A 24,178-nucleotide genomic window follows, 5' to 3' on the forward strand; every position below is an offset into this window, starting at 1 on the left:
GCCCTTTGGGCCGGTGTCCTTCGCTTCGCTTCGGACGGGTTCGGGGATCTCGCTTCGCTCGGTTCCCGAATGGCCCGCTTCGCGGGCGATGGTGACCCCGTTTCACGGGGTCCGGGCCTTCGACCCGTTGGGCGGGTCCGCTTCGCTCCCCCACCCGGGTCCTTCCGGCTTCGCCTCCAGGACCAGCCCGCTACGCGGGCGCCAGCAGCGATGGCGAGGGCTTTGGTCGGGGTTGCCGAGCCCGTCGTGGGCTATCCGAAAAGGGTTCGCGCTGTCATGGTGTGCCCTCGTACCGTCTTCGCGGTGGGGCGCGGAAGCTCCCTGCTGGTTGCGGAGTCGTGGCAGAGCGGCCGATTGCGATCGGTGTGAGGGAGGCCCTCCTCACGTCCGACTGACCGGGTACTGGGCGGGCCTGTCTTCCCCGGTCCGCGGGTTCGAATCCCGCCGACTCCGCAACCCCCTGCTTGGAGGGGGCAGCTTCACCAGGTCGTTCGCTGCGGGTTGCTTCAAAATTGGAGTCGGATTCTCTCTGGGATGCGCTGCCCGGGGTGGTACCTGCATCCTGCTTTGCGGCGGCATGTCGTCGCGCTCGGGCGTGGGCGGGGTGGCCTCGCGATGGCCGGGCCGGCCGCCGGGGTCACGAGCGGTCGGGGGCTCGCAGCAGCGGGCGCACCAGGGCCCAGGCGATGGACAGCCCGCCCAGGATCTGGAGAAGGAATCCTCCGCCGGACAGCACGCCCAGGCCGAGTTGGGCCATCGGCTGGGAAGCGGCCGGCGCCCCGTCGGCCAGCCAGTAGCAGAGCTGCCCGACCCCGATCAGGACAACACCCGCTACCAAGTAGCGCACGTCACGAGCACTCATCCCGCCCCTTGTGTTCACCCGGTCACGTTCCGTATGCATCGTACTGCTCTCCCTGCTTGCCTCGGCTCTTCCGCCGACGAGGACGTCGGCCTGTTCCAGACTCCCTGTGTCCCCTGCTCAGGCCTCAGGCATGCCGCCCATCTCACGGGCGGCATGCCGCAGCACTTCCTCCGAGGGCGCCACCAGCGGCCCAGCCGGAGGCATCACGGCATCCGGCCGCCACACGGCAGCCCTGAAGAAGGCGGCCAGCATCGCCAGCAGCGTCAACGCCGTCAGGACGAACTCCGCCTGCACCAGACCAAGACGGCCCGCCCGCCAGGCAGCCGCCTGCAACCCCCCGCCGAGCAGCAGCGCCTCCACCGCGATCCGGTCCCGCCAGGACAACGCCCACCAAGCCGCCCGCCCCCGCTCCGCGAACGCCCGGATACACCACCGCCTCGGCGCTGGGGCCGTCACCGGCCCCGTCCACGGCCCGAGGTCCTGGTGGGGGCCGCCTGCTGCCGGTGCGCGGGCACCGCAGGCTCCGAGGGCGCGGCCTGGCCGGGGGCCGCGCCGGTGGGGGTGGTGGTGGAGCGGGAGCGGGCGGCCGTCGCGGAGGCGCGGGGGCCGTCAGGAATCGGGGCGCCGGGCGGGGTGGTCAGGGCGCGCAACGTGGCGCCGACCATGCGGCCCGCGAGCTCGCCGGGCGGGCCCTGCTCCCAGGCGCGGTTGTCCGCGAGGCCGGCCTTCAGCCGGGTGCGCAGGCCTTGCTCTCCTTCCGGGCCGCGGGCGACGTCGGCCATGCGGGCTGCGAGGAGGGGCCAGGCCCGGGTGGCCACCAGCAGGGCGGTGGCCCGTTCGGAGCCGATGTAGTCCTTCGCGATGGTCAACAGGTGGCTGTTCGCCGCCCCGCTGACGCCGAGCTGGTCAAGGGCGGCGGGCCGGTTGGACAGGTCCAGGTCGTTCGGGACGTTCAGGCCTTCGGTCAGCGGCCCCCACATCGCGCGGGCGTCCGCGCTCACCACCACCGGCTCCGGGGCCGGGGCCGGGGCCGGATCGGGAGCAGCGGGGGCAACCTCCGGTGCGGCGGCCGGTGCGGCGGGGGCGGGTCGGGCGGCGGGCACCCCGGCCGCGGTCGCGGGTCCGGCTGCCGGTGCGGCTGCGCCCTGCTGGGCCAGCAGGCTGGCGACGGCCTGGTCGACGCCGATGCCCTGGCCGTGCGCGGCGGTCAGGAACCCGGAGACGTCGACACCCTGCTGGTCGAGGTGGGCCATGGTGGCGGCCATGTCCGGCCAGGCCGGGGAGGAGAGGATCGCGTCGCGCACCAGGCCCTCCGGCATCGCCTGCTTGAGCAGGTCCGCCCACCGGTCGGTGCCCGCCGCGCTGATGCGCGCGGCGTTGGCCTCCACCGCCTGATAGACGGTCCGGACCATGCCGCCGAGCTGGGGCAGGAACAGGCTCAGGTTGACGCCGGCCCTCTGCAGCAACACCATCTGCCCCGCCATCTGCGGCCAGTCCTGCCCCGACATCAGGTCGGCGAGCACCCCCTCGTCGAGCAGCGGGCGCAGCGCGTCGGCCGCCCAGCCCGGGGCGAGCTTCTCCTCACCGTCGGCGAGTTCGACCTCCTCGCCCTGGCGCAGCTTCTGGGCGGCACGGCGGACGGCGTCGGAGATGGTCAGCATGAGCCGGAAAGCCGCCGCGGCGGTCTGCGCGGCTTCGGCCATCGACTCGGCGAACGGATCGACGGCGGCAGGGTCCGGAGCGGGTGCGGGGGTGGACACGATCAGGGCTCTCCTCGCGGGCGGGTCAGCGGGACTTCCCCGAACCCGGCTTGGGCGGGCCGGGAGCACGGGGCGGCACACCAGTAACGGCACCGGGCGCGGCCGGGCCACGGCCCGCCGTACGCGACGTCCGCGCGGTGCGCGCCGGACCCGTACGGGAGGGTGGTGCGCCGGCCGCGGCGGCGGCCTCGCGCAGCAGCAGTCCCGCGTCGGCCGCGGCCTTCGCCTGCGCGCGATGCTGCTGCGCCTCGTGCCACAGCCGCGAGGCCTCCACCGCCTCCACCAGCGCCACCAGCAGCGTCAGGACCACCACCGCCCCGCCGCCCCGAGTAGTGCGCGGAGCCCGCTCCAACGCACGCGCCGACGCCCGCCAACCCGCCCGCGCCCGGCCCTCCAGGGAGCGTTCGCCCGGGGCCCGGCCGGCCTGCTCGAAGGCGTCCGCCGCCGCCGCGAGCCGCTCGCGCACCGCGGCGGGGGCGTGCGCGGCGGCGGCCACCAGGAGGTCGCCGAGCGCGGCCACATCACCCGCACCCTCCGCGCGGCCGGAGCGGGCGAGCGCGGCCGCCGCCTGGCGCACCAGGCGCTCCGCCGCCGACCAGTCCGCCGGACCGACCAGCGGCTCGAAGCGCTCCCGTACCCGGGGCAGCGACAGGTCGTAGGCGAGGGAACTCCCGGAGAACCACACCGGGCGCGACCCGGCGTCGGCGCGGTCACCGGGGAGCGCAACCGCATACCCCAGCAGGACACCCGCCTCGTCCCGGCGCTCCCGTACGCGAAGGCCCGCATCCCGCAACCTGTCCAGGAAGTCGGTGTCGCTGGCGGCGAGCGCGGCCGCGGTACGGACGGTGCGCTGCAACGTCTGGCGGGCGGTCTCCAGCAGGCCGCGCCGGCCGGCCTTCGCCAGCTCCCCCGTCGACGGGCGGCGCACCGCGGTACGGTCCTGCGGCGACATCGGCGTCAGCCCCCAACGGGCCTCAAACTCCCGGGCGACAGCGTGCATCGCAAGGATGTCCCCGCGCAGCCGCGGCTGCCGGCCGTCGACGCGGGCCAGGGTCGCAACGAGGTGGATGTGGTCCTCGGCGTGGCGCACCGCGACCCACCGGCAGGCCTGCTCGTCACCTGCCGGGGCGATGCCCGCAGCGTCCACCATCGCCGCCGCCACCTGAGCCCACTCCGCATCCGACAGGACCCGGTCACCGGGCGCGTTGCGGACCGAGACGTGCCACACATGCTGAGGCGGGCGCGCCCCGCGCAAGGCCTCCACGGGCGCGTCAAGGAGGTCCGCCAACTCCCCCAGACCCATCCGCTCCGGATGGCGTGCCGGGCACGGCAGGTGGGGATCCCAGGTCGCGACGAGGTGGGGGTCGGTGTGCTCGTCACGCTTACCCGGACCGAAGAGGTACTCCAGCAACGTGTACGTGGCCTCACCCATGGCCGGCTTCTTCGGCATCACGAACGGGCCCGCCTCTCCCGCATCACCGCCACCGTCGCCACATCCACCCGCACCACCGCCGCACGCACATCAACCAGAACCTCCCCCAGCGCTGCGCCGGCCGTGCCGTCGGCGCCAAGAGCATCCAGACGGACCGCGACCTCCCGCAGACCGGCACGCGCTTGGACAAGCTCGCGCAGGACATCGGCCCGGTCCGCGGAGACCGGCACCAGCACCTGCTGCGCGACCGCCATCACCTGCCGGCCCACCCACCCCGCCGCCGACATCCCCTCACGCCCAGCCGCGGCGCGGACGACCGCCAACTCGGCCGGGCTGAACGCCACGCCCACCCGCTCCGACCGCCGCTCCCCCGACTCCCGCTCACGCCGGCGGCCACCCTCACCAGCCACGCCCAGCCACCCCATCTCGACCACACCAGGACACCGGAAAACGGCCCGTCGGGCCCGGACCAAAACAAGATCAGCTAGCGCGTAATGTTCCATTCCGCACTAACTGGCTGCCAATTTCTAATGCCTGGAAAATCCTCCCAGCCCACCGCACCCACCCCAGCCGAAATCGCCCCACAGGCAGCCCACAATCACCCCAACCAGCGACCCCCAAAACACCCCCACGACACAACCCAACCCCCGCGCCACCACCCCCACCACACCCCCACCACACCCCCACCACGCCCCGCACCCACACCACACCCACAGCCCACAACCCCACCCCCCACCACCAACCCCACCCCCACACCGGCACACGAAGCGACGACCACCCCGGGGTAAACCACAGCCACCTTGGCTGCCGCGGTGCGGGCGGAAAATCCAGCGGCGACAGCGGCCGGTCGATACCCTTCCGGATCACCAGCGTCGCGGCGGAAGCGACGTGCGCACCATGCCGGGGGGCAGCATGGCGATCACCTTCGCCGTCTCGGAGATCATGTTCAACGGGGGCCTGAAACTGGCTCCGCCACAGAACGGGATGACCCTGTTCATCGGCCCCAACAACAGCGGCAAGTCGGCCCTCCTCCGAGAACTCGACCAGCAGCTCGCCTACCCCCGTGGCGGCGCCCCTGACCGCCGATGGCTCCACTACGTCCGTCCAGAGCATGAAGGAACCAGCGACGAGTTCCTGGAGTGGCTGCGGGACCGCGGGCATCGCACCTGGTATCCGTCACCGGCCGCCGCTGCCTACAGCACGCCAGATGGGGAAGTGCTGCTCCAGGACGCCGCCCGGCAGATGTGGGCCAGCAACCCTGCGCCGCTCATGCCCTTCCTCGCGCATGCACAGTGGACTGACAACCGCCTGGCTGTCAGGGACGAGGACGCTCTGTGGGACTTTGCTCAGCCACCGCTGTCAAAGCTGCAGTATCTGTACGAGGACCGCGACGCCGAGCGGGCCTTCTCCGACCTCGTTCAGATGGCCTTCGGGCAGGGTGTCTGCGTAGACCGCTACGACCAAATGATCAAGCTCCGGGTTGGCCGGACGGACGTCCCCGACGTCCTTCCCGGATCCGGGCACGAGGTCATCTCGGCGTACCGAGAGCTACCCCTGGTCTCCACACAGGGAGACGGGTTCCGAAGCTTCGTCCAAGTGCTCCTGCATGCCATGGTGCGGCCGACACCCATCGTCATCATCGATGAGCCGGAAGCCTTCCTGCACCCTCCCCAGGCCCGCCTGCTCGGCCAGCTGCTCGCGGGCATGGAGGGCCAGACGCAGCTGTTCGTCGCCACGCACAGCGCCGACTTCCTGGCGGGTGTTCTTGAGGCACGAGAGCGAAGGCCGTTGTCCATCGTGCGCCTGGACCGCACGTCGGGAACGCCGCAGGCGCGGGTGCTGGCCACCCAGGCAGTGCAAGCCCTGCTGAACACCCCCCTGCTGCGGTACTCCAATCTGTCCTCGGGGCTCTTCTACGACCAGGTCGTCCTGTGCGAGGCCGCTGGGGACTGTCAGTTCTACGCGGCAACCTTCGACGTCACCAAGGACGCGGCGGGCACCCATGAGAACACGTTGTTCCTGCAGACAAGCGGTCTGGCTGCGCTGACGACGACGGCGCAGCATTTGCGGCAGTGCGGAATCCACACGGCGGTGATCGCCGACTTCGACATCCTCCGCGAGTACGGCGGCCTGCGCAGCGCATTCGAGCGCCTGGGCGGGTTCGCTGACGCGCTGCGCAGCGACGTGAAGACGGTCAACGACTTCGCGAACGGCACACGCGTCGTTACCACCATCGACGGCTTCCGGAGCGCGGTGGCCCAGTCCTTCGAGGGCAGCAGCGGTCACGCCGCGCTCACCGGCCAGATGGTCGACGAGCTGATGAAGAAGTTGAAGGGGGCCTCTGGCTGGGACGTCCTCAAGAAGGCCGGCCTGAGCGGCCTTCAGGGTGACGCACATGCCGCCGCGCAGCGGATCCTGAACGCGGCTGCCGACCTCGGCCTGTTCATCGCGCCGTGCGGCGAGCTGGAGTCCTGGGTGCGCCAGGTACCGAACGCGAAGAAGTCCACCTGGTCGCGGAGGGTCTTCGAGGAGGAGTGGTACGCAAAGCCGACCCCCGAGCTACAGGCCTTCTGCGAGTCGATCCGAGCCTTCTTCAAGGACGGGGTAGCCGACTACGACCGCGCGGCCGCGCAGGCGCTCCAAGTCAACTCCGAGCTGGGCGAGAGCCAGGCCTCAGTCACGAACGCCAGCGACCGCATCCTGACCGAGATACGCGTCATCAGGGCCACAGCCATGTATGAAGGGAACCTGATTCCCGGATCGCTCTGGGCCGAGGGCGAGGTCACCAGCAGCCGCAATCTCGCCCCCGGCAACACCTTCACCGTGAAGCTGGGAAAGATGGTCTGGGTGGAGCACGAAGGGTTCTTTCCCCGCGAAGCGACGGAGTTGGCGCTCACCATCCATTTCCGCGATGCCGCGGGGCTGTGGTGGGAACGCAACGGCCAAGCGCCGCCGACGAGGCTGCTGAACGGCCCTTCCGAACCTGACCCACGCCCGGAATAGGGGCTTGGGAGGCCACCGCTTGCCACGTGCCACCCCGGCACGCCCCTCCACGATAAAGCCGGGCCAATCGCCCCCAGCGCAGCCCTTGGCCGCGTCGCGGTCGGTCATGTCGGCGGGAGTGACCATGACCAGCAATGGGAGCCCGCGAGTGTCCACCACGAGATGGCGCTTCCTGCCGTTCATCCTTTTCGCTGCGTCGAGCCGCGTTCGGCGTTTCAGCCCCGCGTGGGCGGGGCGCACGGCCTTCACGCATGTCAGCTGTCAGGCTCTGGCGGTTCAGCCGCGCGTGGGCGGGGCGCACCGACGGTGGGCTCCTCCGACGTACTGGGACCGCGGTTCAGCCCCGCGTGGGCGGGGCGCACAGGACGGGGATGGACTGAGCGATCTCCAGCAGCGGTTCAGCCCCGCGTGGGCGGGGCGCACTGCGGAGCGTAGTCGTCCGCCGCCGAGTGGGGCGGTTCAGCTCCGCGTGGGCGGGGCGCACGTCGCGGTGAACGGCGTGGCCAGGGGGAACGGCGGTTCAGCCCCGCGTGGGCGGGGCGCACGGCTCCCCCCAACGTCAGGGACTGTAGGGAGCCGGTTCAGCCCCGCGTGGGCGGGGCGCACACCTCCAGGCGTGGCACCTGGCCGCCCCAGTCCGGTTCAGCCCCGCGTGGGCGGGGCGCACAGCGCGGCGTCGAGGTCCTGGTCCTCGGGAGCCGGTTCAGCCCCGCGTGGGCGGGGCGCACCCGTTCTTCTCCCGCAGGACGTAGACGGAGTCCGGTTCAGCCCCGCGTGGGCGGGGCGCACCTCCGGCCCGGACGAATGGGTACTCATGTGGCCGGTTCAGCCCCGCGTGGGCGGGGCGCACCCCCGGCGGATTTGCCCGCCTTGGTCAAATCGCGGTTCAGCCCCGCGTGGGCGGGGCGCACCGGCCGCCGGGTGGCCCTCACGGGCCTGACTGCGGTTCAGCCCCGCGTGGGCGGGGCGCACCCTTCACGACCTGCGACGATCCGGGCGCTTTGCGATTTCTTGGCCTGGCTGGGTGACGTGTCTGGACATCAACCTAGTCCCTCGTCAGGCCGGTGGTCTTGTCGAGGTGTGTGCTTCGCGGTCCGTTGGCGTACGTGCCGGTTGCCGGGTGGTGGGGCAGGAGGGCGATGTCGCGCAGGGCCGGTGTTTTCGCCCAGCCGGTTGGGGTGTTGGTGGTGGGGTCGTCGTGGGTTAGTGGTCCGGTGGTGGTGATCCATTGTTGGCGGATGGGGATGGTGCGTTGCATGAGGCGGCGGATGGTGTGTCGGTCGCTGGGGTGGACGCGGTGTGGCAGGCGGGTGCGTGGGGTGTGGTGGGTGGGGTGGAGCCAGTGCTTGCCGTCCGCGTCGGTCCAGACGGGCAGGACTCGGATGGAGGGGTCGCCGAGTCGGGTGGTGAGGAGTTCGCTGGTGTGGGTGGAGTTGGTGAGGGGGTGGAGGTTGGTGCTGGTGCGGTGTTGGCGGATGGCGACGAGGTCGGCGAGGGCTTGCTTGGCGTTGTCGTCGGCCCAGCGGTGGACGTCGTCTTCTGCGGTGTAGGTATCGCTGTAGATGGCGTCGACGTGGTGCTGGAGTTGTTCGGGGACCGCGATGGGTGTGGTCAGGGTGGCGAGGTGGGTGTGGGTGCGGCGTAGGAGGCTGGCGTCGTAGATGGGTCCCCAGTGCCGGGGCACGGTGGGGTCTCCCGTCTTGGTGGTGGGTGTGAGGACGTGCAGTGCGGGGTGCTGGGCGTATGGGGGGCGGGTGCGGTCTTGGTGGCGGTGGCCGCGGCCGGCGCGTTGGGCGAGGAGCGCGAAGGGGGCGAGGTCGCTGATGACGAGGTCGAAGTCGACGTCGAGTGATTGCTCTGCGACCTGGGTGGTGATGACGACCAGGGGTCGGTGGGGGCGGCGGCCGGTGGCGGGGGTCCAGGTGCCGTCGGGGGTGTGGTGTGCGGGACGGTGGGGGCCCATCCAGCGTTCGAGTCGGCGGGTGATGCCGTTGCGTTGGTGGACGGGCATGCGGGCGTGGAGGATCCGCACGAGGGTGATGGTGTGCCGGTAGGTGTGGCGGAGGGCGGCTTCGGTGGCTTGGGCGTCGGCGACGGTGTTGCACACGATCAGTGCCGCGCCGGGGGTCTGGGGGCTGGTGTGGAGGGGGTGGAGGATGTCGAGGATGCGGCGGGTCCGGTCCGCGGTGCTCGCGGTGGCGAGGGTAGGTCGGCTGGGCGTGTAGGGGTGGGTGTGGATGGTGAGGTGGTGGGCGCGGGGGGAGGGGTAGGGCCCGCGGGTGGTGGTGGTGCCGGTGGCGTGGTCGGTGTAGGTCCAGCCGGGGTAGGTGGGGGTGGTCGCCTCCAGCGGTGGGTGGCCGGCGCCGTGGCGGTAGGCGTTGAGGAGGCTGGTTGCGATGGTGCTGGTGAGGGTGGCGGACAGGACGACGACGGGCACGCCGAGGTGGCCCAGCCACTCCAGAAGGGTGACGGTCAGGGCGTGGCCGTGTGCGTCGTAGGCGTGGGCCTCGTCGATGATGACGGTCTTGCCGGACAGGCCCAGCCAGCGCAGTGCCATGTACTTGTGGGGCAGTACGGCGCGCACGGCTTGGTCCCAGGTGCCGACCGCGATCCCGGTGAGGAGTCCGCGGTGGCGGCCGCGTAGCCATTCCGCCACCAGGTGGGGGTTGTCGAGGCTGGGGGTGAGGTCTTCGGGGGTGTATTCGGCGTCGAGCCAGGCCAGGGAGTGCAGGCGGGCGACGGGGGTTTTGCCGCGGCAGTTGTGGGCGGCGTGCCGGGTCAGGCGGCGGTGCATCGCATCGGTGGTGGCCATGGTGGGCAGCAGCATCGCCAGCCCGCTCGTACCTGAGCCTCTGCCCAGGACTCGTTCGGCGAACAGGGCTATCTCGGTCTTTCCGTCGCCGGGTGCTGCGGTCACCAGCAGCATGCCGGGGCCGTCGACCAGGTCGGGGAGCTCCTTTTCGATGCTGGCTTGCAGCGGGTACGGATCGCGGCCGGACAGCTGCGGGAACATGGCCGGGAACGATCGATGGTGGCGCCAGAGGGGCGGCAGCAGCTGGGCGCGGGCCAGGACTCGGGTGGCGGCGCGGCGGGCCATCTGCTGGTGGGCGTGCCAGTCCCCGGCCGTCCAGCGGGACTTGCGGTGCTGGCGCTGGCGGGCCTTGAGCCACCACGTTTGCGACGCCAGCCAGTCGGCAAGCGACACCAGCCCCGTCGTCACCGCCGCGACCGGCGCCGACGCCCGACGCGTCGGCCACACGGGAGTCTCGAACAGCTCGCCCGCCAGACGCATCATCGCCTCACGCTGCTCGTCCCAGCCCTCCGCGCCCAGCCCCGGGGCCGCGGCGATCGGACAGGTCAGCGACCCGTCGTGGTGGCTGAGGGGCTCCCCGTAGCGGCCGTGATGGCCACCAAGGATCTGCCCCAGCTGCTCAGCCACAAGGCGCGCCGGCCGTCCCGCGAGCGGTAGTCCATGCACACGGTGCAGCAGCTCCGGCAGGGCCAGGTGCACACCGTGGTCGTGGTACGGCGTCGACTCACCGCTGGCCGGGAACCGGTCCGTCCCCGACAGCACGTCCGCGTGCGGGACCTGCCGCTGGAACACCGGCGTGATCTTCGCCAGATCATGCAGAAAGGCGAGCCAAACCAGCAACAGACAGGCCTCCGGCTCGGACAGACCCCACCCCTTCGCGAGCATCACCCGCTGCCGGCCCGTGAGATACCGCTCCCACAACACCTCCATCACCGCGGCCGTGTCGATCCCATGACACCCCACCGGGTACGGCCGTAGAAGCCCCCGGTCCTTCCCCCACAGACGGGGGTCCTGACGCATCAACGCAACTCCTCACGTAAGACGGCGCAACTCCATCTGGACGGAACGATCGTGCGCGGATCGTATGGAGACGCAGCGATGGATGGCGGGCAGGGCCAGACCTAAACAGATCGGTGCAGCTCCACGCGGGCGGAGCAGACTCCGCCGGCACGCCGCGCTCGATCAGAAGATCCGGTGCAGCTCCACGCGGGCGGAGCAGACACGAGGGTGGCGAAGATCCGCGCCTGCGCTTCCGGTGCAGCTCCACGCGGGCGGAACAGACCTCAAGCGGGCTCGGCTACGCCGTACCGGAGGCGGTGCAGCTCCACGCGGGCGGAGCAGACGACCGATCCTGGTCCGCCCACGAGCGCAGCGACGGTGCAGCTCCACGCGGGCGGAGCAGACGCCCCCGTGGTGACCTGGGACGAATTCTGGAACGGTGCAGCTCCACGCGGGCGGAGCAGACGCCACCGGCGCCCCGAAGGGGTACTGCCGCCTCGGTGCAGCTCCACGCGGGCGGAGCAGACCGGTGGGCCGAGTACGAGTTCGGTACAGCCGGCGGTGCAGCTCCACGCGGGCGGAGCAGACGGCTTGATGGATCGGATGCGGGCCACGATGGTCGGTGCAGCTCCACGCGGGCGGAGCAGACCTTTCCGAGCTGCAGTCTTTCAGGGGCTTTGCTGGTTCTTTACTGGGTGTGGGGTGCGAGGGAGAGCAAGCCGAGGCCATAGGCGAGGCCTTTGCCGATGCCGCTGGTGAGGGCGGTGCGGACGGCGTCGGGGTCGGTGATGGTGGCGATGCCGTCGAAGGCGACGGGGGTGAGGGTGGCGGTGGAGTGGGTGTGGCGGCGTGCGGCGATTTTGGGGAGGGGGGAGTCGATGACGAGGTCGGGGTGCAGGCCGTTGGCTTGGGCGGTTCGGGTCCACCAGGCGGTGATGGTTTCGGGGGTGGCGGGGAGGGTGATGCCGCGGCGTTTGGCGGCTTGGCGTGCGACGCGGTCGAGGAAGGCGTCGCGGACTTGGGTGGCTTGTGCGTAGGTCTTGCCGGCTTTGATGGCGGCTTCGGCGCGGCGGTCGGCTTCTTTGGTGAGGAGTTGGGGGTCGCGGGTGGTGGTGACGGGGTTGGTGTGGATGCGGTAGCGGACGGTGCGGCCGGTGGTGATCCAGGCGAGGACGGGGGTGGCGTCGCGTTGTGCCGCGTCGAGGGCGTAGGTGTCGGGGAGGCGGTCGAGGTGGAGGGGCACGGTGGCCTGGATGAGGAGGGATGCGCCGTCGGGGGTGTGTTCGAGGCGGTGGAGGAGGCCGGCGTCGTGGCGTGCGGTGGGGTTGCCGTCTTGGCGGTCGATGAGGTTCATGACGGTGCGGTGCATGTCGGCGGGGTTGCGGACGTCGCGGTGGACTTCGCGGGAGGCAGGGTTGAGGCGGATGCGGGCGAGGGTGAGCTGCGCCGCGGCGGCGGGGCTGGTCATCGGGGGGCCTCCTGGGGGCGGTGGTAGTGGTCGGCGAGGGTGGTGAGCCAGGTGGTGCCCAGGCCGCCGTTGGGGGCGGGGATGGTGCGGTGCTGTTCCCAGATCCGGCGGCTCGTCCAGGCTTGGTGGCGGCCGGGGAGGGGTTGGTCGTTTTGCTGGGTGGTGCTGGGGGTGTGGGGGGTGGGTGGGGTGTCGTAGGTGTAGAGGACGGGGTCGGTGTCGGTGGTGGGGCGGTGCAGGGGGGTGTGGTCGAGGTCGCGCACGGCGGTGGGGGTGCGGGTGAGGAGGATGGGGGTGTCGGGGAGGCAGGAGCGGCGGCCGAGGTAGGGGGTCCAGGCGGGGTTGGTCAGGGCGTGTTCGACGGTGTCGAGGACGGGGGTGGGGCCGGTGACGGCGAGGGTGAACGCGGCGCCGGTGAGGTAGTAGCGGGTGGAGACGATCGGGGCGTCGCGGGTGCCGCCGTCGGCGGTGGTCAGGCCCTGGAGGGGGTAGTGGCTGCCGCCGCCAACGGTGTGGTAGTCGGCCAGGAGGGTGCCGGGGCGGTCAGTGCGGATGGTGTAGCGGAGCTGGTCGAGGTCGGTGTTGTCGGCGCCGCGGTCGCGGCCCAGGCAGCAGGCCAGGAGTCCGGTCAGGGCGGAGCGGGTGGGTTGGCGGTAGGTGGGGCGGATGTTGGCCTGTGCGGGGCCGCCCCAGGCTTGGAGGGGGCCGGACAGGTGCAGGATCAGGCCGTCGCTCATCCCTGGGCCTTGTCGAGGGTGGCGAGGGTGGTGGCGACGAACTCGTCCAGGCTGTCGAGGCGGTCGCCGAGGTGGGTGAAGGTCTGGTCGTCGGCGAGGGTGAGGTGGGCGTGGCCGGCGAGGCGGCTGCGGCCGAGGAAGCGGTGGGTGGCGCCGGCGTGGGCGTCGAGGCGGGCCATGCTCGCGGTCAGGTAGCCGCCGGTCGCGGTGGCGGGGACGGGCTCCTCGAACGCGCCGACGAGGTTGACCGGCTGGTCGGTGCGCACGGCCGCGTACATCAGGTGGGGCAGGGTGTGGGGGGCGGTGCCGGAGACCTTGCCGACGTTGCGGGGTGCGCAGGAGGCGCGCAGGAAGGCCTCGATCGTGTCGCGGGCGGTGGCCTGGGCGGCGGGCTTGGGGCCGGCGAGGTTGTCGAGGAGTTTGGTGACGTTGACGGTGGAGTAGCGGTAGAAGGTGGCGCTGTTGTAGCGCTGCTCGCCCAGGTAGCCGGCGCCGGAGGCTTCGCCGAGTTCCTTGATGATGTTGTCCACGGCCGTGAAGGAGTCGATCTGGGTGGTGATCGCGTGGGTGGACAGGGCGTGCGCGGTCTGGATGGCGGACTCGACGGTGGAGCCGGGCTCGTTGGCGAGCATCCGGCCGTAGGCGGCGACGATGGCGTTGCGGGTGCGCAGGATCCGCAGCACGTGCTCCTTGGTGAGGAAGCCGTTCTTCGCGGTGATCTTCTTGACCTCCGCGGCCAGGGCCTTGGTGCGGTCGGTGTCCTCTGCGACCTCCCCGTCGCTGTCCGCGGCATCGGTGGCGTCGCCTGCGGTGGCGGTCTTCTTCTTCGTCTCCTTGGCGAGCGCGGTGTGCGCGGCGGTGATGTGCGGGGCGAAGTTGTCGCGGTGCTGGTGGGCGAGGTCGGCGAGTTCGGTGATCGCGGCCGGGGGCAGGAACAGCAGCGCGTTGGTGCCGCCGTTGTCGGCGATACTGAGTCCCTTGACCGCGCTGGCCAGGATCAGCATCTGCACCGCGGTCAGGGCCTCCTGAGGGTCCCAGCCGCGGCCGGTGAGGTCCTTGACGGCTTCCAGGGTGGTGGCGCGGGTGCGGTAGGCCTGCAGGCCGAGGAGTTCCTGGACGGCCTGGCGCTCGTGGTGGCGCTGGTGCTGGGAGGACAGGCGGGCGCGCAGCGTGGCGCCGTAGAGGGCGGACTTCGGGGAGCCGTTGCGGTCGCGGTTGGCCGAGGCGTAGGGCGTGGACTGGATCTGGATGAGGTCCAGGTAGAGGGCGCGGGGCAGCGCCATGCCCGTGCTGCTGGTGGTGGGGTGGGTCATCGGGTCTCCTCGTTGCTGCCGGTGTTGTGGAAGGAGCGGGCCCAGTCCAGGCGGACCTGTGCGCTCTGGGTGGGCCAGCGCAGCAGGTCGCTCAGGAGCAGGGGCCAGGTGATCGGGATGGATGCGGAGCGCAGGCGGGCCACGACGGCGGGCAGCTCCCGCAGCAGGGTGGACTGGTCGAGTTCGGCGAGGTAGCCGAGCGTGCCGGTCGCGCTCTGGCGGCTCATCACGCCGCGGTGCGCGCCGGTGGCGAAGGACCAGCCGAGGTTGTGCCACGGCTTGAACGCGGCCGGCGCCGGCGGCGGCGTGGTGGCCGCCATGCGGGGGTTGGGTGCGTCGTGGACGGCGTAGAGAGTGGCGACGAGCAGGTGCGGGAGCTCGGCGGCCGCGGTGGGCGGCGCCTGGTAGCCGGCGGCCATCAGGTGGGTGTAGAGGGGCCAGCGGGACTGGCCGGAATCACCGGTGGGGTGTTCGAGGTCGGCCAGCACGATGTTCAGGCCCCGCCGCAGGTCCGACCGGCCCGCCGACGTCGCGCAGGCCGCACGCACGACGTGCATGAACGAGGTCCGGCCCGCACGCCGGTCCGGCCCGGAACTGGGTCCGCCTCCGGATCCGGGGTCGCCCCCGGATCCGGGTCCGCCTCCAGCGGCAGGATCGGGCTCGGCTACCGGTGCGGCTGGGTCGGAGCCCGTTCCGGACGGAGGCGCGGCGGTACTGCTGAGGTCGGGGCCGGCGCCGGGGGCCGCAGCGGGGGTGGAGGGGGTGGTGGTCATCGGGATGCTCCTTGCGTGCTCGCCTTGCGCTGCCGGCTGGAGGGAGGGCCAATGCGGCCGTCACGCAGCGCCAGGCCGATGCGCAGCCACTTGCGGTGCTCGGCGATCGGCAAGAACCCCGCGCTGCTGGTGGCCACGTCTGCGGTCACCTCGTCGTAGACGTCCACCGCCAGCCCCGCCAACGCCGCCGCCGGATCGCTCACCTGGTGCACGGCCGTCCAGAACAGCCGGTCGGCCTGGTCCCAGAACAAGGTGCGTGCCGCGTCCACCCACGGCGACTCCTTCGCCTTCGGGTCGAACTCGCGCCACGCCCCGCGCAGCTGCGCCACCAGGTGGGCCTCGGCGTTCTCGCAGTCCTGCCGGCCCACCGCCACGATCCTCGCGCGCTGCGGGTGCAGGGCGGGCAGGCAGGCCGCCAGGGTCTCGGGGGTGGTGGCGGTGTAGGCGATCGAGTCGCCCATCTCCCGCTTGTCCTGCTCGTAGCCCACCGCCCGCACCCGGACCGGCCCGAACGCGGTGAAGGCCTCGGGGGGCAACTGGGCGTAGACGTCGATCCAGGCCGGGCGGTGCACCCCGGGCGGGGCCTTCACCGAGGGGTCGGTGGCGGCGACCAGGGCGTCGAAGTCCCTCAGCAAGCCGCGCCGGTGGGAGCCCTGCATCGCGCCGCCCTTCTCCCGATCCAGGACGAACGGGTCACGCGCCGCGGGCAGATCCTGCAGCGTGCCCCAAGCCACCCAGCACCGCGTCACCACCCCGTCCTCCACAGCGACCAGGATGTGGTGCGCGGCCCGGCCCACCAGCAGGCCCACCGGACCGGCCGGGACCGGCGGCGCCAGCGGATCTGCGGGCCTGTCGGCCTCCCACGGCGCCAGGTCCCGACCGCCGCCGGCCGGCCAGACCGACGGGGGTGGGCACGACAGCAGCGCGGAGAGGAACAAGTTCGAGCACTCGGGGAAGTAGGAGACCAGGGCCCGGTAGGGGGCGGCCTTCATCGACTTCGTGTCCGTACCGCCGTGCTTGCGCTGCGCGCCGGTCCCGCAAGGCCCGTACCCCCGCCACAGCAGGATCCCCTCGAACGCGGTCACCGGGTCCATCGGCGTGTCCTGGGGAGTGTGGTCCCACCACAAGGCGTTGTTCCCCGCCGCCCGGTCGAAGTGCAACTTCCCCGCAGCCGCCGGCTTCGAGCACTCCTCGGCCAGCGCCGGATGCTGCAGAAACGGCCGGACCGGATCAGCAAGATCGAACACGTGCCGATCGACGTAGGCCTCGACCGCCGACCGCTCCAGCCTCCCGGCCGCCAGCAACTCGTCGAAGCGGTCCTCCCACTCCTCCTGCCCACCCCGGTCCAAGCCCCCGATCCGCGCCACCAGCGCGGCCACCAGGCGACGGATCGCGCCCTCCGCCGCCGGATTGACCGGCACGTAGGCATCCAGCAGATGCAACCCGGCCAACAGGAACACCAGCCCCACCGTCACCTGCTCCCCCGGCCCCGCTCCGGGTAAGACCACCGCGACCTCGGCCGGATCCGCATCCGACCGGACACGGACCCACACCCGCGGCCCCACGGCACCACGCATAAGCCACCCCCCTCTCTTCACTTGATCACCAAAAAGCCATGCCAAAAAGGGAGTTACAGGGGCAAACCCCCGCGAACTCAGGAGACATTAAAGAGGTAATGCGGTAATCCACCAACCCATGGCCAAAGCAACACACTTCGCGGCCACCGACCACCAACCAGCCACGCTAAACGGAGCCACTGACAACACCCCGACCCACCGCAACATCCGGGTACATTGAAAACCGAACTCCCCGGCCCCCCACCGGGCAAAGAACAAGCAAACCCACCAGAAAACCGCAGGTCACCCACCCACGTGGGGCTGCACCGTCGTCTTCGCGGCCCTCGTCGCCGCATTCGCCGTCCGCCCCACCCACGTGGGGCTGCACCGCCCGACGGTACGACCGTCTACCGGCACTCGGTGTCCGCCCCACCCACGTGGGGCTGCACCGTCCCAGTCCGAGCCGAGGACCAGGAGCTTGCGGTCCGCCCCACCCACGTGGGGCTGCAACGCTGATCGGCGAGCAGCTCGCCATGTGGCTGGGGTCCGCCCCACCCACGTGGGGCTGCACCGGAGATTGCGCACTGGGAGGAGGTCGTCGAGAAGTCCGCCCCACCCACGTGGGGCTGCACCGTTCTTGCCGTCGCTGAAGTGCTGCTCCCACTCGTCCGCCCCACCCACGTGGGGCTGCACCGGCGCTCAAGCGGGTGCGCGACGCCGCTCAGCTGTCCGCCCCACCCACGTGGGGCTGCACCGGGCTACGAGATCGCGCGGGAGCTGTCGGTGTCGTCCGCCCCACCCACGTGGGGCTGCACCGTACGAGTGCCCGAGTCCCTCCCCCACCAGCGCGTCCGCCCCACCCACGTGGGGCTGCACCGCGGACAGCAGGTACGTTGCCAGGCTGCTGTCGGTCCGCCCCACCCACGTGGGGCTGCACCGCCGTGCGCGAGCAGACCCGCAGCGCGTCCACGTCCGCCCCACCCACGTGGGGCTGCACCGCTGATGTCGCGGCCGTTGGCCTGCGCCATGCCGTCCGCCCCACCCACGTGGGGCTGCACCGGAGTGGGTCCTCCTGGTCCGCGTGCAGCCCGGGTCCGCCCCACCCACGTGGGGCTGCACCGGGCGCTCCGCACTCGGCCCGCACCTCGCCACCGTCCGCCCCACCCACGTGGGGCTGCACCGATGGACGACCACTCGGCCGACGCCCTCCGGTAGTCCGCCCCACCCACGTGGGGCTGCACCGTCCAGGGTGTAGATCTTGACCTTCGGTTTGTAGTCCGCCCCACCCACGTGGGGCTGCACCGTCGGCCCGGGTCATGGTGGTCCAGTCGGTCATGTCCGACCCACCCACGTGGGGCTGCACCGGTGGTGACCATCGGCAGGACCTGCCCGCCGATGTCCGCCCCACCCACGTGGGGCTGCACCGATCTGGTGCCTGGTCAGCGTGGACAGGTTCAGGTCCGCCCCACCCACGTGGGGCTGCACCGCCGTACCAGGTGGCAACGCCGTACCCGCGGATGTCCGCCCCACCCACGTGGGGCTGCACCCCTGACTCAGCAGGCCGTGGCCGAACGCGCTGGGTCCGCCCCACCCACGTGGGGCTGCACCGCACCCCGGATCCCGCGACGTCCCGCCCGGGGCGTCCGCCCCACCCACGTGGGGCTGCACCGGCCAGCTTGCCGGTCACGGCTGGGGCTCGGGGGGTCCGCCCCACCCACGTGGGGCTGCACCGGATCTCGACGAGCGCGAGTTCGGCGTCCTCGTGTTCGCCCCACCCACGTGGGGCTGCACCGCCCGTAGGCCAGGGTCGAGAGGGGTACAACTGGTCCGCCCCACCCACATGGGGCTGCACCGTTGCCTTACAACTTGCCCTGCAAGTTGCCTCAGTCCGCCGCACCCACGTGGGGCTGCACCGCGGAGGAGTCGGCATTCAGCCCGACCAAGGTCGTCCGCCCCACCCACGTGGGGCTGCACCGACCGCCGTCGCCGCCACCCTCACCAGCGCGGCGTCCGCCCCACCCACGTGGGGCTGCACCGACCGCCGTCGCCGCCACCCTCACCAGCGCGGCGTCCGCCCCACCCACGTGGGGCTGCACCGTTCTTGCCGTCGCCGCCACCCTCACCAGCGCGGCGTCCGCCCCACCCACGTGGGGCTGCACCGTTCTTGCCGTCGCTGAAGTGCTGCTCCCACTCGTCCGCCCCACGCACGTGGGGCTGCACCGGCCCCGGCTTCCCAGCCAGGGCTTCTCAGCGTGTCCGCCCCACCCACGTGGGGCTGCACCGTCGACGATCCTGCGGGCCATCCTGGACGTGCTGTCCGCCCCGCCCACGTGGGGCTGCACCGGTCCGCCACGACCAGCGCCCGGGCACCCCACCCGTGAACCAAGCGGCGAACACACTTCCCCGGCGATCGGCCACGCCCCCCTTCTGATCGAACGCCCCCACGCTGAGCACAGCCGGAGCCGGCACCCTCCCGCGGACGCAGCGGCGCCCCGGCCGTCGTGCGGGGCGGGTGCGTGCCGGGCGCCGAGCTGCATTTCGAGGTCCTGGAGGTAGGTGCTGTGGGCGTCGAAGAGCGCGGGCGGCAGCCCTCCCTCACCGGCGAGGTCCAAGCCGGTGGGCCGGCTGACTTCCAAGATCCGCCGGACAGTGCCCCGCCGTCGAGGACCAGGCCGTGCGGCAGCTACTCGACGGCGGCCGCAACCGGGTCCGGCCACCGGTCCTCGGGCCGGGCGGCCGGGTGGTGGTGCAGTCCCGGCGCGGGTCGCTGGTTCCGCCGCGGTGAACAGCAGCGCGCCCGCGCGTGCCGGGGGTGGGTCCCTGTCGTGGCGGGAAGGGTGCGGTCCTCCTGCCATGACGCGTCGAAGAAGCCGAGGTACTGGATAGGGTCCAGGCAATGATGGCGTTGACGAGGAGTTCTCGATGGCGGAGTTAGTGGCGAGCCAGGTACTTGATGTGCACGTCGAGTTCCATGCCTTCGCCCTTCAGGAGGCCGACGACATGGAAGTCCCCGCTCCGTTCCCCGAAGAGCTCGAGACGAGCCCTGAGCCGGCGTTCCTGACCGCCCACGACAAGCGGCTCGACTTCGCGAGCGCCGGCCACACCCACCACGCCGCGCTGACGGCCGAGGTGTGGAGTGGGGAGCCGCCCATGCATGCGGGCGAGTCCTGGGAGGCGCAGGGGGAGGCGGAGATCCTTTCCACGACTGGGGAGCTGTCCGTCGAGACGATGTCGGGGGTGGCCGCTGAGACGGTGGTGGAGCTGGGTCGGCCGGAGACGCTGTGGAGGGTGCGTGCCTACGGCTCGGGCCGGGCCGAGGTGGCCCGGCTGGCCGCGGTGGATGTGCCTGAGGGTGTGGAGCGGTATCTGGTGCAGTTCTGGCCGTCCGGCTCGTGACGGCCGGCGGGCAGGGGCTGGTCCTGCCCGCGGCCGTGGGGGGTCAGGAGATCGAGATGAGGTATCCGTCGGTGTTGTCTCCGGCGCTGAGACCGTCCAGGATCCGGTTGCGGTCCATGAAGATCTTCAGGATCGACCCGCCTGCTCCGTTGTCCGCCTTGGGGATGGGCCGGGCGGAGAAGTTGTCCTTCGGTGCGCGGGGTTCGTACTTGCTCTGCGCGGCGCCTTCGTAGGTGCTGGCGAAGGGGTACTCATCGCATTCCCTGGTGACCCCGGGCAGGCTCGTGGCGTAGTCGCGGCCCCAGTATTTGATGCATGCGGCGATCGCTGCGCGTCGGTTGGCGTCGACGCGCCTGGTGTCGGTCTGGAGCCGGTGCAGCGTCCGGTCGAGGTCGAACCCGGGGACGCTCTTGCTCGGGTTCACCGGCTTCGTGGCGCCGGGTTTCGTGTGGGCGTCCTTCAGGTGCTGCGCGACGGCCCGCTCCGGGGCCCCGGCCTTGGAGCTGTAAGGCAGCCAGGTGACGACCGGCAGGGCCGCGCCTCCCTTCTTCTTCGGGTTCCCGCCGCCTCGCCGGTTGAAGAGGTAGGGGGCGGCGTCCCAGCGGGCGGCGAGGAATCCGACTCTGACGCTGCCGGTGTTGGGCGAGGTGTAGGGGGCGGGGAAGGTGAGCTTGATGAACGGCTCGTACATCAGGAAGGACACGTCGTCCTTGCCGTCGCCGTGCCCGGGCTCGACCAGGAACGTGTGAATGTAGTTGGGCTTGGCTTTGAGCGCGTCGTAGCTCTGCGCGGGCGGTATGTGCCCGCCGCTCTTCCGCGGCAAGACCTTCGGGACCGTGGTCACCTTCACGTCCGTGTCGACCTTCAGGCCGCTGGTGCGGGTGCTGCCGACCTTGTCGAAGTCGGTGAAGAGGTACTGCATCCGGACCGTGCGGTCGTTCTTCCCCGGAACCGTGTCGATCACCCACAGCGTGAACGAGCTCTGCCCGACAGGGCGGCCGCGCTGCAGCCAGGTCTGCACGAACTGCGTACCGGTACACATCGCGTACTTCGACTTGACCGCGAACAGCTGACCGCCCTGCAGGCCCTTCTTGCACTCGGCCTTCGACATGGTCCGCGACGGCTCCGGATAGGTGGCCCCGAGCGGGAGCCGGCCGGCGATCTCGTCGGAAAGCCACGAAGACGTGGTCGCCCGCGGCACGCCGAGGCGGGCCGGAACGACCGCCTCGCGCGGCAGCTTGCCCGCCGCCGTCTCCCGGCTGGGCAGCGCGGCCTTCCAGCCGCTGCCGCGGGCCTGCAGCATATCGAGCGACGGGATCGGCACACCGGCGGGAAGCGTTTAGGAGAACACCTCGAACGCGCTCATCGCGGTGTCGGCCGTCGCGGTGGCCGGCAAGCCGAGTGGAAGCATCGTCACCGCGGCTAACACGGCCCAGGCACGCCTGCGCCAGCTACCGGATGCGGACATCTTCAGCATCAAGAACCCCCCTTGAGACGACGCCGTGTCGGATCCGACACGACCCGCCCAGACCTATCGCAAATTCGCAGCTGTGCACATATCCAGGCCTGAACTGCCCGCACATTTGACCGATTAGCCGCCGATCGGAAGCGAACGAGCTGATGAAGTGGCATGGCATGGCCCATGCGAAACGGCGGCGCGATCGGGCACTCCATCCAATCGGAGCACCTTCTCAGCAAACTGAGGTCATGTCCGGTACGGTCAGCTCCCCCAAGGCGTGCGCGGTCGGCGACGCCCAGCCGGACGGCGTCTCCTGACGGGCCCGGTCACCGGACGGTGGGACGGTGAGGGTCTGCGGCAACGTGAGCGGCACGGCGTCGCCCATCGGTCCCAGAGCGACGTCGAAGTACAACGCACCCGGCGTGAGTACCCGTCGTCTGGGCCGTGGATGACGACAGGGAGGCCCGGGTCGGCCCGGCTCTGTTGGTCTCGATGGACTACGAGGGGGTTTTCGGGGTGGTGGTCTACCGGCTCAGCGGTCGCCGCGGGCCAACGTTTCCTTCGCGCCAGTAGCCACGGCGGAAGCGGCGCACCGGCGCTGCAGATGCCGAGCGAACCAGGGGCGGTCGTCGTGTCCTGCGCACGATCCCGACGCTGGCACCTCGACACCGCCCCGCGCTCCGTCGAATCCGTTCACCAGTCGGCCAGCTGCGAAGGGCTACAGGCCTCTACCCACTCGGCCTGCGGGGCCGGGCAACCGAACGTGGCCGCATCCGCCCGGGACACTGGCTGTCTGCTGCCTGAGCTGTAGGCAGAATGCGGGTACGGAGTGGCCACGATCGCATGGGGGCGTTGTGGAATCAGGGGGCCGTCTGGCCGGACGGTACAAGATGGTCGAGCTGCTTGGCCGAGGCGGCATGGGCGAGGTGTGGAAGGCTTCAGACGACGAGCTGCAGCGCGCAGTAGCCGTGAAGATCCTCCGTGACGGCGGTACCAGTGCGGAGGCGGTGAGCCGTTTCCGTAGGGAGGCGACCATCGGTGCCCGGCTTCGTCACCCCGGGATCGCGATAGTTCACGACATCGGCCGCGATGCCGGCCAGCTGTTCATCGTGATGGAACTCCTCGAGGGCCGCGATCTGGCCGCCGCGCTCAGCGAGTCACCCAACGGGCTGCCGGTGGAGGAAGTCCTCAGCCTGGGAGTGCAGATAGCCGATGGCCTTGCCGCAGCCCATGACCAGGGTGTCGTCCACCGTGACCTGAAACCGGCGAACGTCTTCCTCCACCAGGGGTGTGTGAAGATCTGCGACTTCGGCATTTCCCGCTCGGCGGACTCGACCGCAGGGCTGACCAGCACCGGGCGGCCCTTCGGAACCCCCCTCTACATGGCACCAGAGCAATGGCGCGGGGAACACGTGGACGCGCGCTGCGATCTCTACGCACTCGGATGCATCCTCTACGCGATGCTGACCGGAACGCCGCCGTTCACTGGCGATTTCTACACCCTGATGCGCCAGCATGCCGACCAAGTGCCGCGGTCCCCGCGCGCGATCCGCCCGGAGATCCCCCTCACGCTTGAGGCACTGGTGCTGGCCCTCCTGGCAAAGGATCCCCAGGCCCGTCCAGCAACCGCCCACACCACTCGCACCGCTCTGGCCGCCATCACCGCCAGCTTCGGCCCGTCGGTAGGTCCTGGCCAGAACTCGGTGTCCAACGGCGCCTCACTCGTGAATGCACTGATCGACCAGGCAGACACAGCCTCCAAGAGCGACCTCACCAGAGCGCAGAGCCTGGGCAACGCCGCCGTGGAAGTCGCCACCCACCTCTTGGGGCCCCACCATCCTGGTACCCTCGCCGCCCGCAGCCGCCACGCTGCCTGGGTCGGGAAGGCAGGTGATGCGGCGGCCGCCCGCGACCTATACGCGACTCTGGCCACCGACTGCATCCGTGTCCTGGGACCCGACCACCCCCACACCCTCAGCACTCGCAATCACCACGCCAACTGGGTCGCAACGGCCGGCGATGCAACGGCCGCCCGCGCCTTGTACACCGCCCTGGCCGCCGACGACGAGCGGGTCCTGGGACCCGACCACCCTGAAACCCTCGCCACTCGCAGCCACCACGCCAACTGGGTCGGGAAGGCAGGTGATGCGGCAGCCGCCCGCGACCTGTACCGGGCCCTGGCCACCGGCTGCACCCGCGTCCTGGGACCCGACCACCCCAGTACCCTCGCCACCCGCAACAACCACGCCAACTGGGTCGGGATCGCTGGCGATGCGGCGGCCGCCCGCAACCTCTACATCACCCTGGCCACCGACTACGACCGGGTCCTGGGGCCCGACCACCCTGACACCCTCGCGATCCGCAACCACCACGCCAACTGGGTCGGGAGGACAGGTGATGCGGTGGCCGCCCGCGACCTGTACCGGGCCCTGGCCACCGACTGCACCCGGGTCCTGGGACCCGACCACCCTGACACACAAGCCACCCGCAACAACCACGTCCACTGGGGTGAAGTCGCTGCACGCGCAGCCGGATGAGCGCGCCAGCGGGCCCCAGCCTGCGGGCAAGCCCTTCGGGGAGTGTCTGTCACGGCTCACCCTCTTTTGAG

Annotated in this window: 15 protein-coding genes, 1 tRNA gene, 1 pseudogene and 3 CRISPR repeat arrays; of the genes and pseudogenes, 4 read left to right on the forward strand and 13 right to left on the reverse strand. The window is 71.3% G+C overall.

Going from position 1 to position 24,178, the window contains the following annotated elements:
• The first annotated feature begins 332 nt into the window (after positions 1–332).
• A tRNA-OTHER gene (locus ACIQUR_RS31865) sits at positions 333–453 on the forward strand.
• Positions 454–637: 184 nt separating this feature from the next.
• Here ACIQUR_RS31865 and ACIQUR_RS31870 read toward each other — a convergent pair.
• The 5 genes from ACIQUR_RS31870 to ACIQUR_RS31890 all read right to left on the reverse strand — a co-directional run bounded on the left by ACIQUR_RS31870 (position 638) and on the right by ACIQUR_RS31890 (position 4,398).
• Positions 638–862, reverse strand: a complete 225-nt coding sequence (locus ACIQUR_RS31870; protein ID WP_403671930.1) for a hypothetical protein — start codon at positions 860–862, stop codon at positions 638–640.
• A gap of 117 nt (positions 863–979) precedes the next feature.
• Positions 980–1,222 carry a hypothetical protein gene (locus ACIQUR_RS31875; RefSeq protein WP_403671933.1) on the reverse strand — a complete coding sequence of 81 codons (243 nt, stop codon included), beginning with the start codon at positions 1,220–1,222 and terminating at the stop codon, positions 980–982.
• Between the two features lie 92 nt (positions 1,223–1,314).
• Complete coding sequence (locus ACIQUR_RS31880) at positions 1,315–2,622, reverse strand: hypothetical protein (RefSeq protein WP_403671936.1); 1,308 nt, start codon at positions 2,620–2,622, stop codon at positions 1,315–1,317.
• Positions 2,623–2,647: 25 nt separating this feature from the next.
• Positions 2,648–4,054, reverse strand: coding sequence for a mobilization protein (locus ACIQUR_RS31885; protein WP_403671939.1), 1,407 nt, complete (start codon positions 4,052–4,054; stop codon positions 2,648–2,650).
• Between the two features lie 17 nt (positions 4,055–4,071).
• Positions 4,072–4,398 carry a hypothetical protein gene (locus ACIQUR_RS31890; protein WP_403671942.1) on the reverse strand — a complete coding sequence of 109 codons (327 nt, stop codon included), beginning with the start codon at positions 4,396–4,398 and terminating at the stop codon, positions 4,072–4,074.
• Between the two features lie 568 nt (positions 4,399–4,966).
• Between ACIQUR_RS31890 and ACIQUR_RS31895 the strand changes: the two genes are divergently transcribed.
• A complete protein-coding gene (locus ACIQUR_RS31895; protein WP_403671945.1) occupies positions 4,967–7,057 on the forward strand; it encodes an ATP-dependent nuclease in 2,091 nt (696 codons plus the stop codon).
• An 87-nt stretch (positions 7,058–7,144) separates the two neighbouring features.
• Here ACIQUR_RS31895 and ACIQUR_RS31900 read toward each other — a convergent pair.
• From ACIQUR_RS31900 to casA, 7 genes and pseudogenes are all read right to left on the reverse strand, one after another.
• A pseudogene (locus ACIQUR_RS31900) lies at positions 7,145–7,255 on the reverse strand (transposase); the annotation flags it as partial.
• Between the two features lie 13 nt (positions 7,256–7,268).
• Positions 7,269–8,029: a CRISPR direct-repeat array (repeat unit 29 nt; unit sequence CGGTTCAGCCCCGCGTGGGCGGGGCGCAC).
• A gap of 73 nt (positions 8,030–8,102) precedes the next feature.
• The gene (gene cas3 / locus ACIQUR_RS31905) at positions 8,103–10,889 is read right to left on the reverse strand and encodes a CRISPR-associated helicase Cas3' (protein ID WP_403671948.1); all 2,787 of its coding nucleotides are present in this window, start codon (positions 10,887–10,889) and stop codon (positions 8,103–8,105) included.
• Between the two features lie 111 nt (positions 10,890–11,000).
• Positions 11,001–11,517: direct repeats of the CRISPR family, unit length 29 nt; unit sequence CGGTGCAGCTCCACGCGGGCGGAGCAGAC.
• 39 nt (positions 11,518–11,556) lie between these two features.
• A complete protein-coding gene (locus tag ACIQUR_RS31910; protein ID WP_403671951.1) occupies positions 11,557–12,336 on the reverse strand; it encodes a type I-E CRISPR-associated protein Cas6/Cse3/CasE in 780 nt (259 codons plus the stop codon).
• Complete coding sequence (gene cas5e, locus ACIQUR_RS31915; protein ID WP_403671954.1) at positions 12,333–13,073, reverse strand: type I-E CRISPR-associated protein Cas5/CasD; 741 nt, start codon at positions 13,071–13,073, stop codon at positions 12,333–12,335. The genes ACIQUR_RS31910 and cas5e overlap by 4 nt, the downstream gene beginning before the upstream one ends.
• Positions 13,070–14,386, reverse strand: coding sequence for a type I-E CRISPR-associated protein Cas7/Cse4/CasC (locus ACIQUR_RS31920; RefSeq protein ID WP_403671957.1), 1,317 nt, complete (start codon positions 14,384–14,386; stop codon positions 13,070–13,072). The genes cas5e and ACIQUR_RS31920 overlap by 4 nt, the downstream gene beginning before the upstream one ends.
• Entirely contained in the window at positions 14,383–14,943 is a 561-nt protein-coding gene (gene casB, locus ACIQUR_RS31925) for a type I-E CRISPR-associated protein Cse2/CasB (RefSeq protein ID WP_403671960.1), read from the reverse strand. Before casB ends, ACIQUR_RS31920 begins: the two co-directional genes overlap by 4 nt.
• Positions 14,944–15,155: 212 nt before the next feature.
• The gene (casA, locus tag ACIQUR_RS31930; protein WP_403671963.1) at positions 15,156–16,634 is read right to left on the reverse strand and encodes a type I-E CRISPR-associated protein Cse1/CasA; all 1,479 of its coding nucleotides are present in this window, start codon (positions 16,632–16,634) and stop codon (positions 15,156–15,158) included.
• A gap of 381 nt (positions 16,635–17,015) precedes the next feature.
• A CRISPR array of direct repeats spans positions 17,016–19,059; the repeat unit is 29 nt; unit sequence GTCCGCCCCACCCACGTGGGGCTGCACCG.
• 578 nt (positions 19,060–19,637) lie between these two features.
• Here casA and ACIQUR_RS31935 point away from each other — a divergent pair.
• Positions 19,638–20,111, forward strand: a complete 474-nt coding sequence (locus ACIQUR_RS31935) for a hypothetical protein (protein ID WP_403671966.1) — start codon at positions 19,638–19,640, stop codon at positions 20,109–20,111.
• A 43-nt stretch (positions 20,112–20,154) separates the two neighbouring features.
• Here ACIQUR_RS31935 and ACIQUR_RS31940 read toward each other — a convergent pair whose 3' ends face one another.
• Positions 20,155–21,414, reverse strand: a complete 1,260-nt coding sequence (locus ACIQUR_RS31940) for a NucA/NucB deoxyribonuclease domain-containing protein (protein WP_403671969.1) — start codon at positions 21,412–21,414, stop codon at positions 20,155–20,157.
• Between the two features lie 1,046 nt (positions 21,415–22,460).
• Here ACIQUR_RS31940 and ACIQUR_RS31945 point away from each other — a divergent pair.
• The gene (locus tag ACIQUR_RS31945) at positions 22,461–24,107 is read left to right on the forward strand and encodes a protein kinase (protein WP_403671972.1); all 1,647 of its coding nucleotides are present in this window, start codon (positions 22,461–22,463) and stop codon (positions 24,105–24,107) included.
• Positions 24,108–24,178: the final 71 nt, after the last annotated feature.

It is taken from the genome of Streptomyces sp. NPDC101132, assembly GCF_044759225.1.
GTDB lineage: Bacteria > Actinomycetota > Actinomycetes > Streptomycetales > Streptomycetaceae > Streptomyces.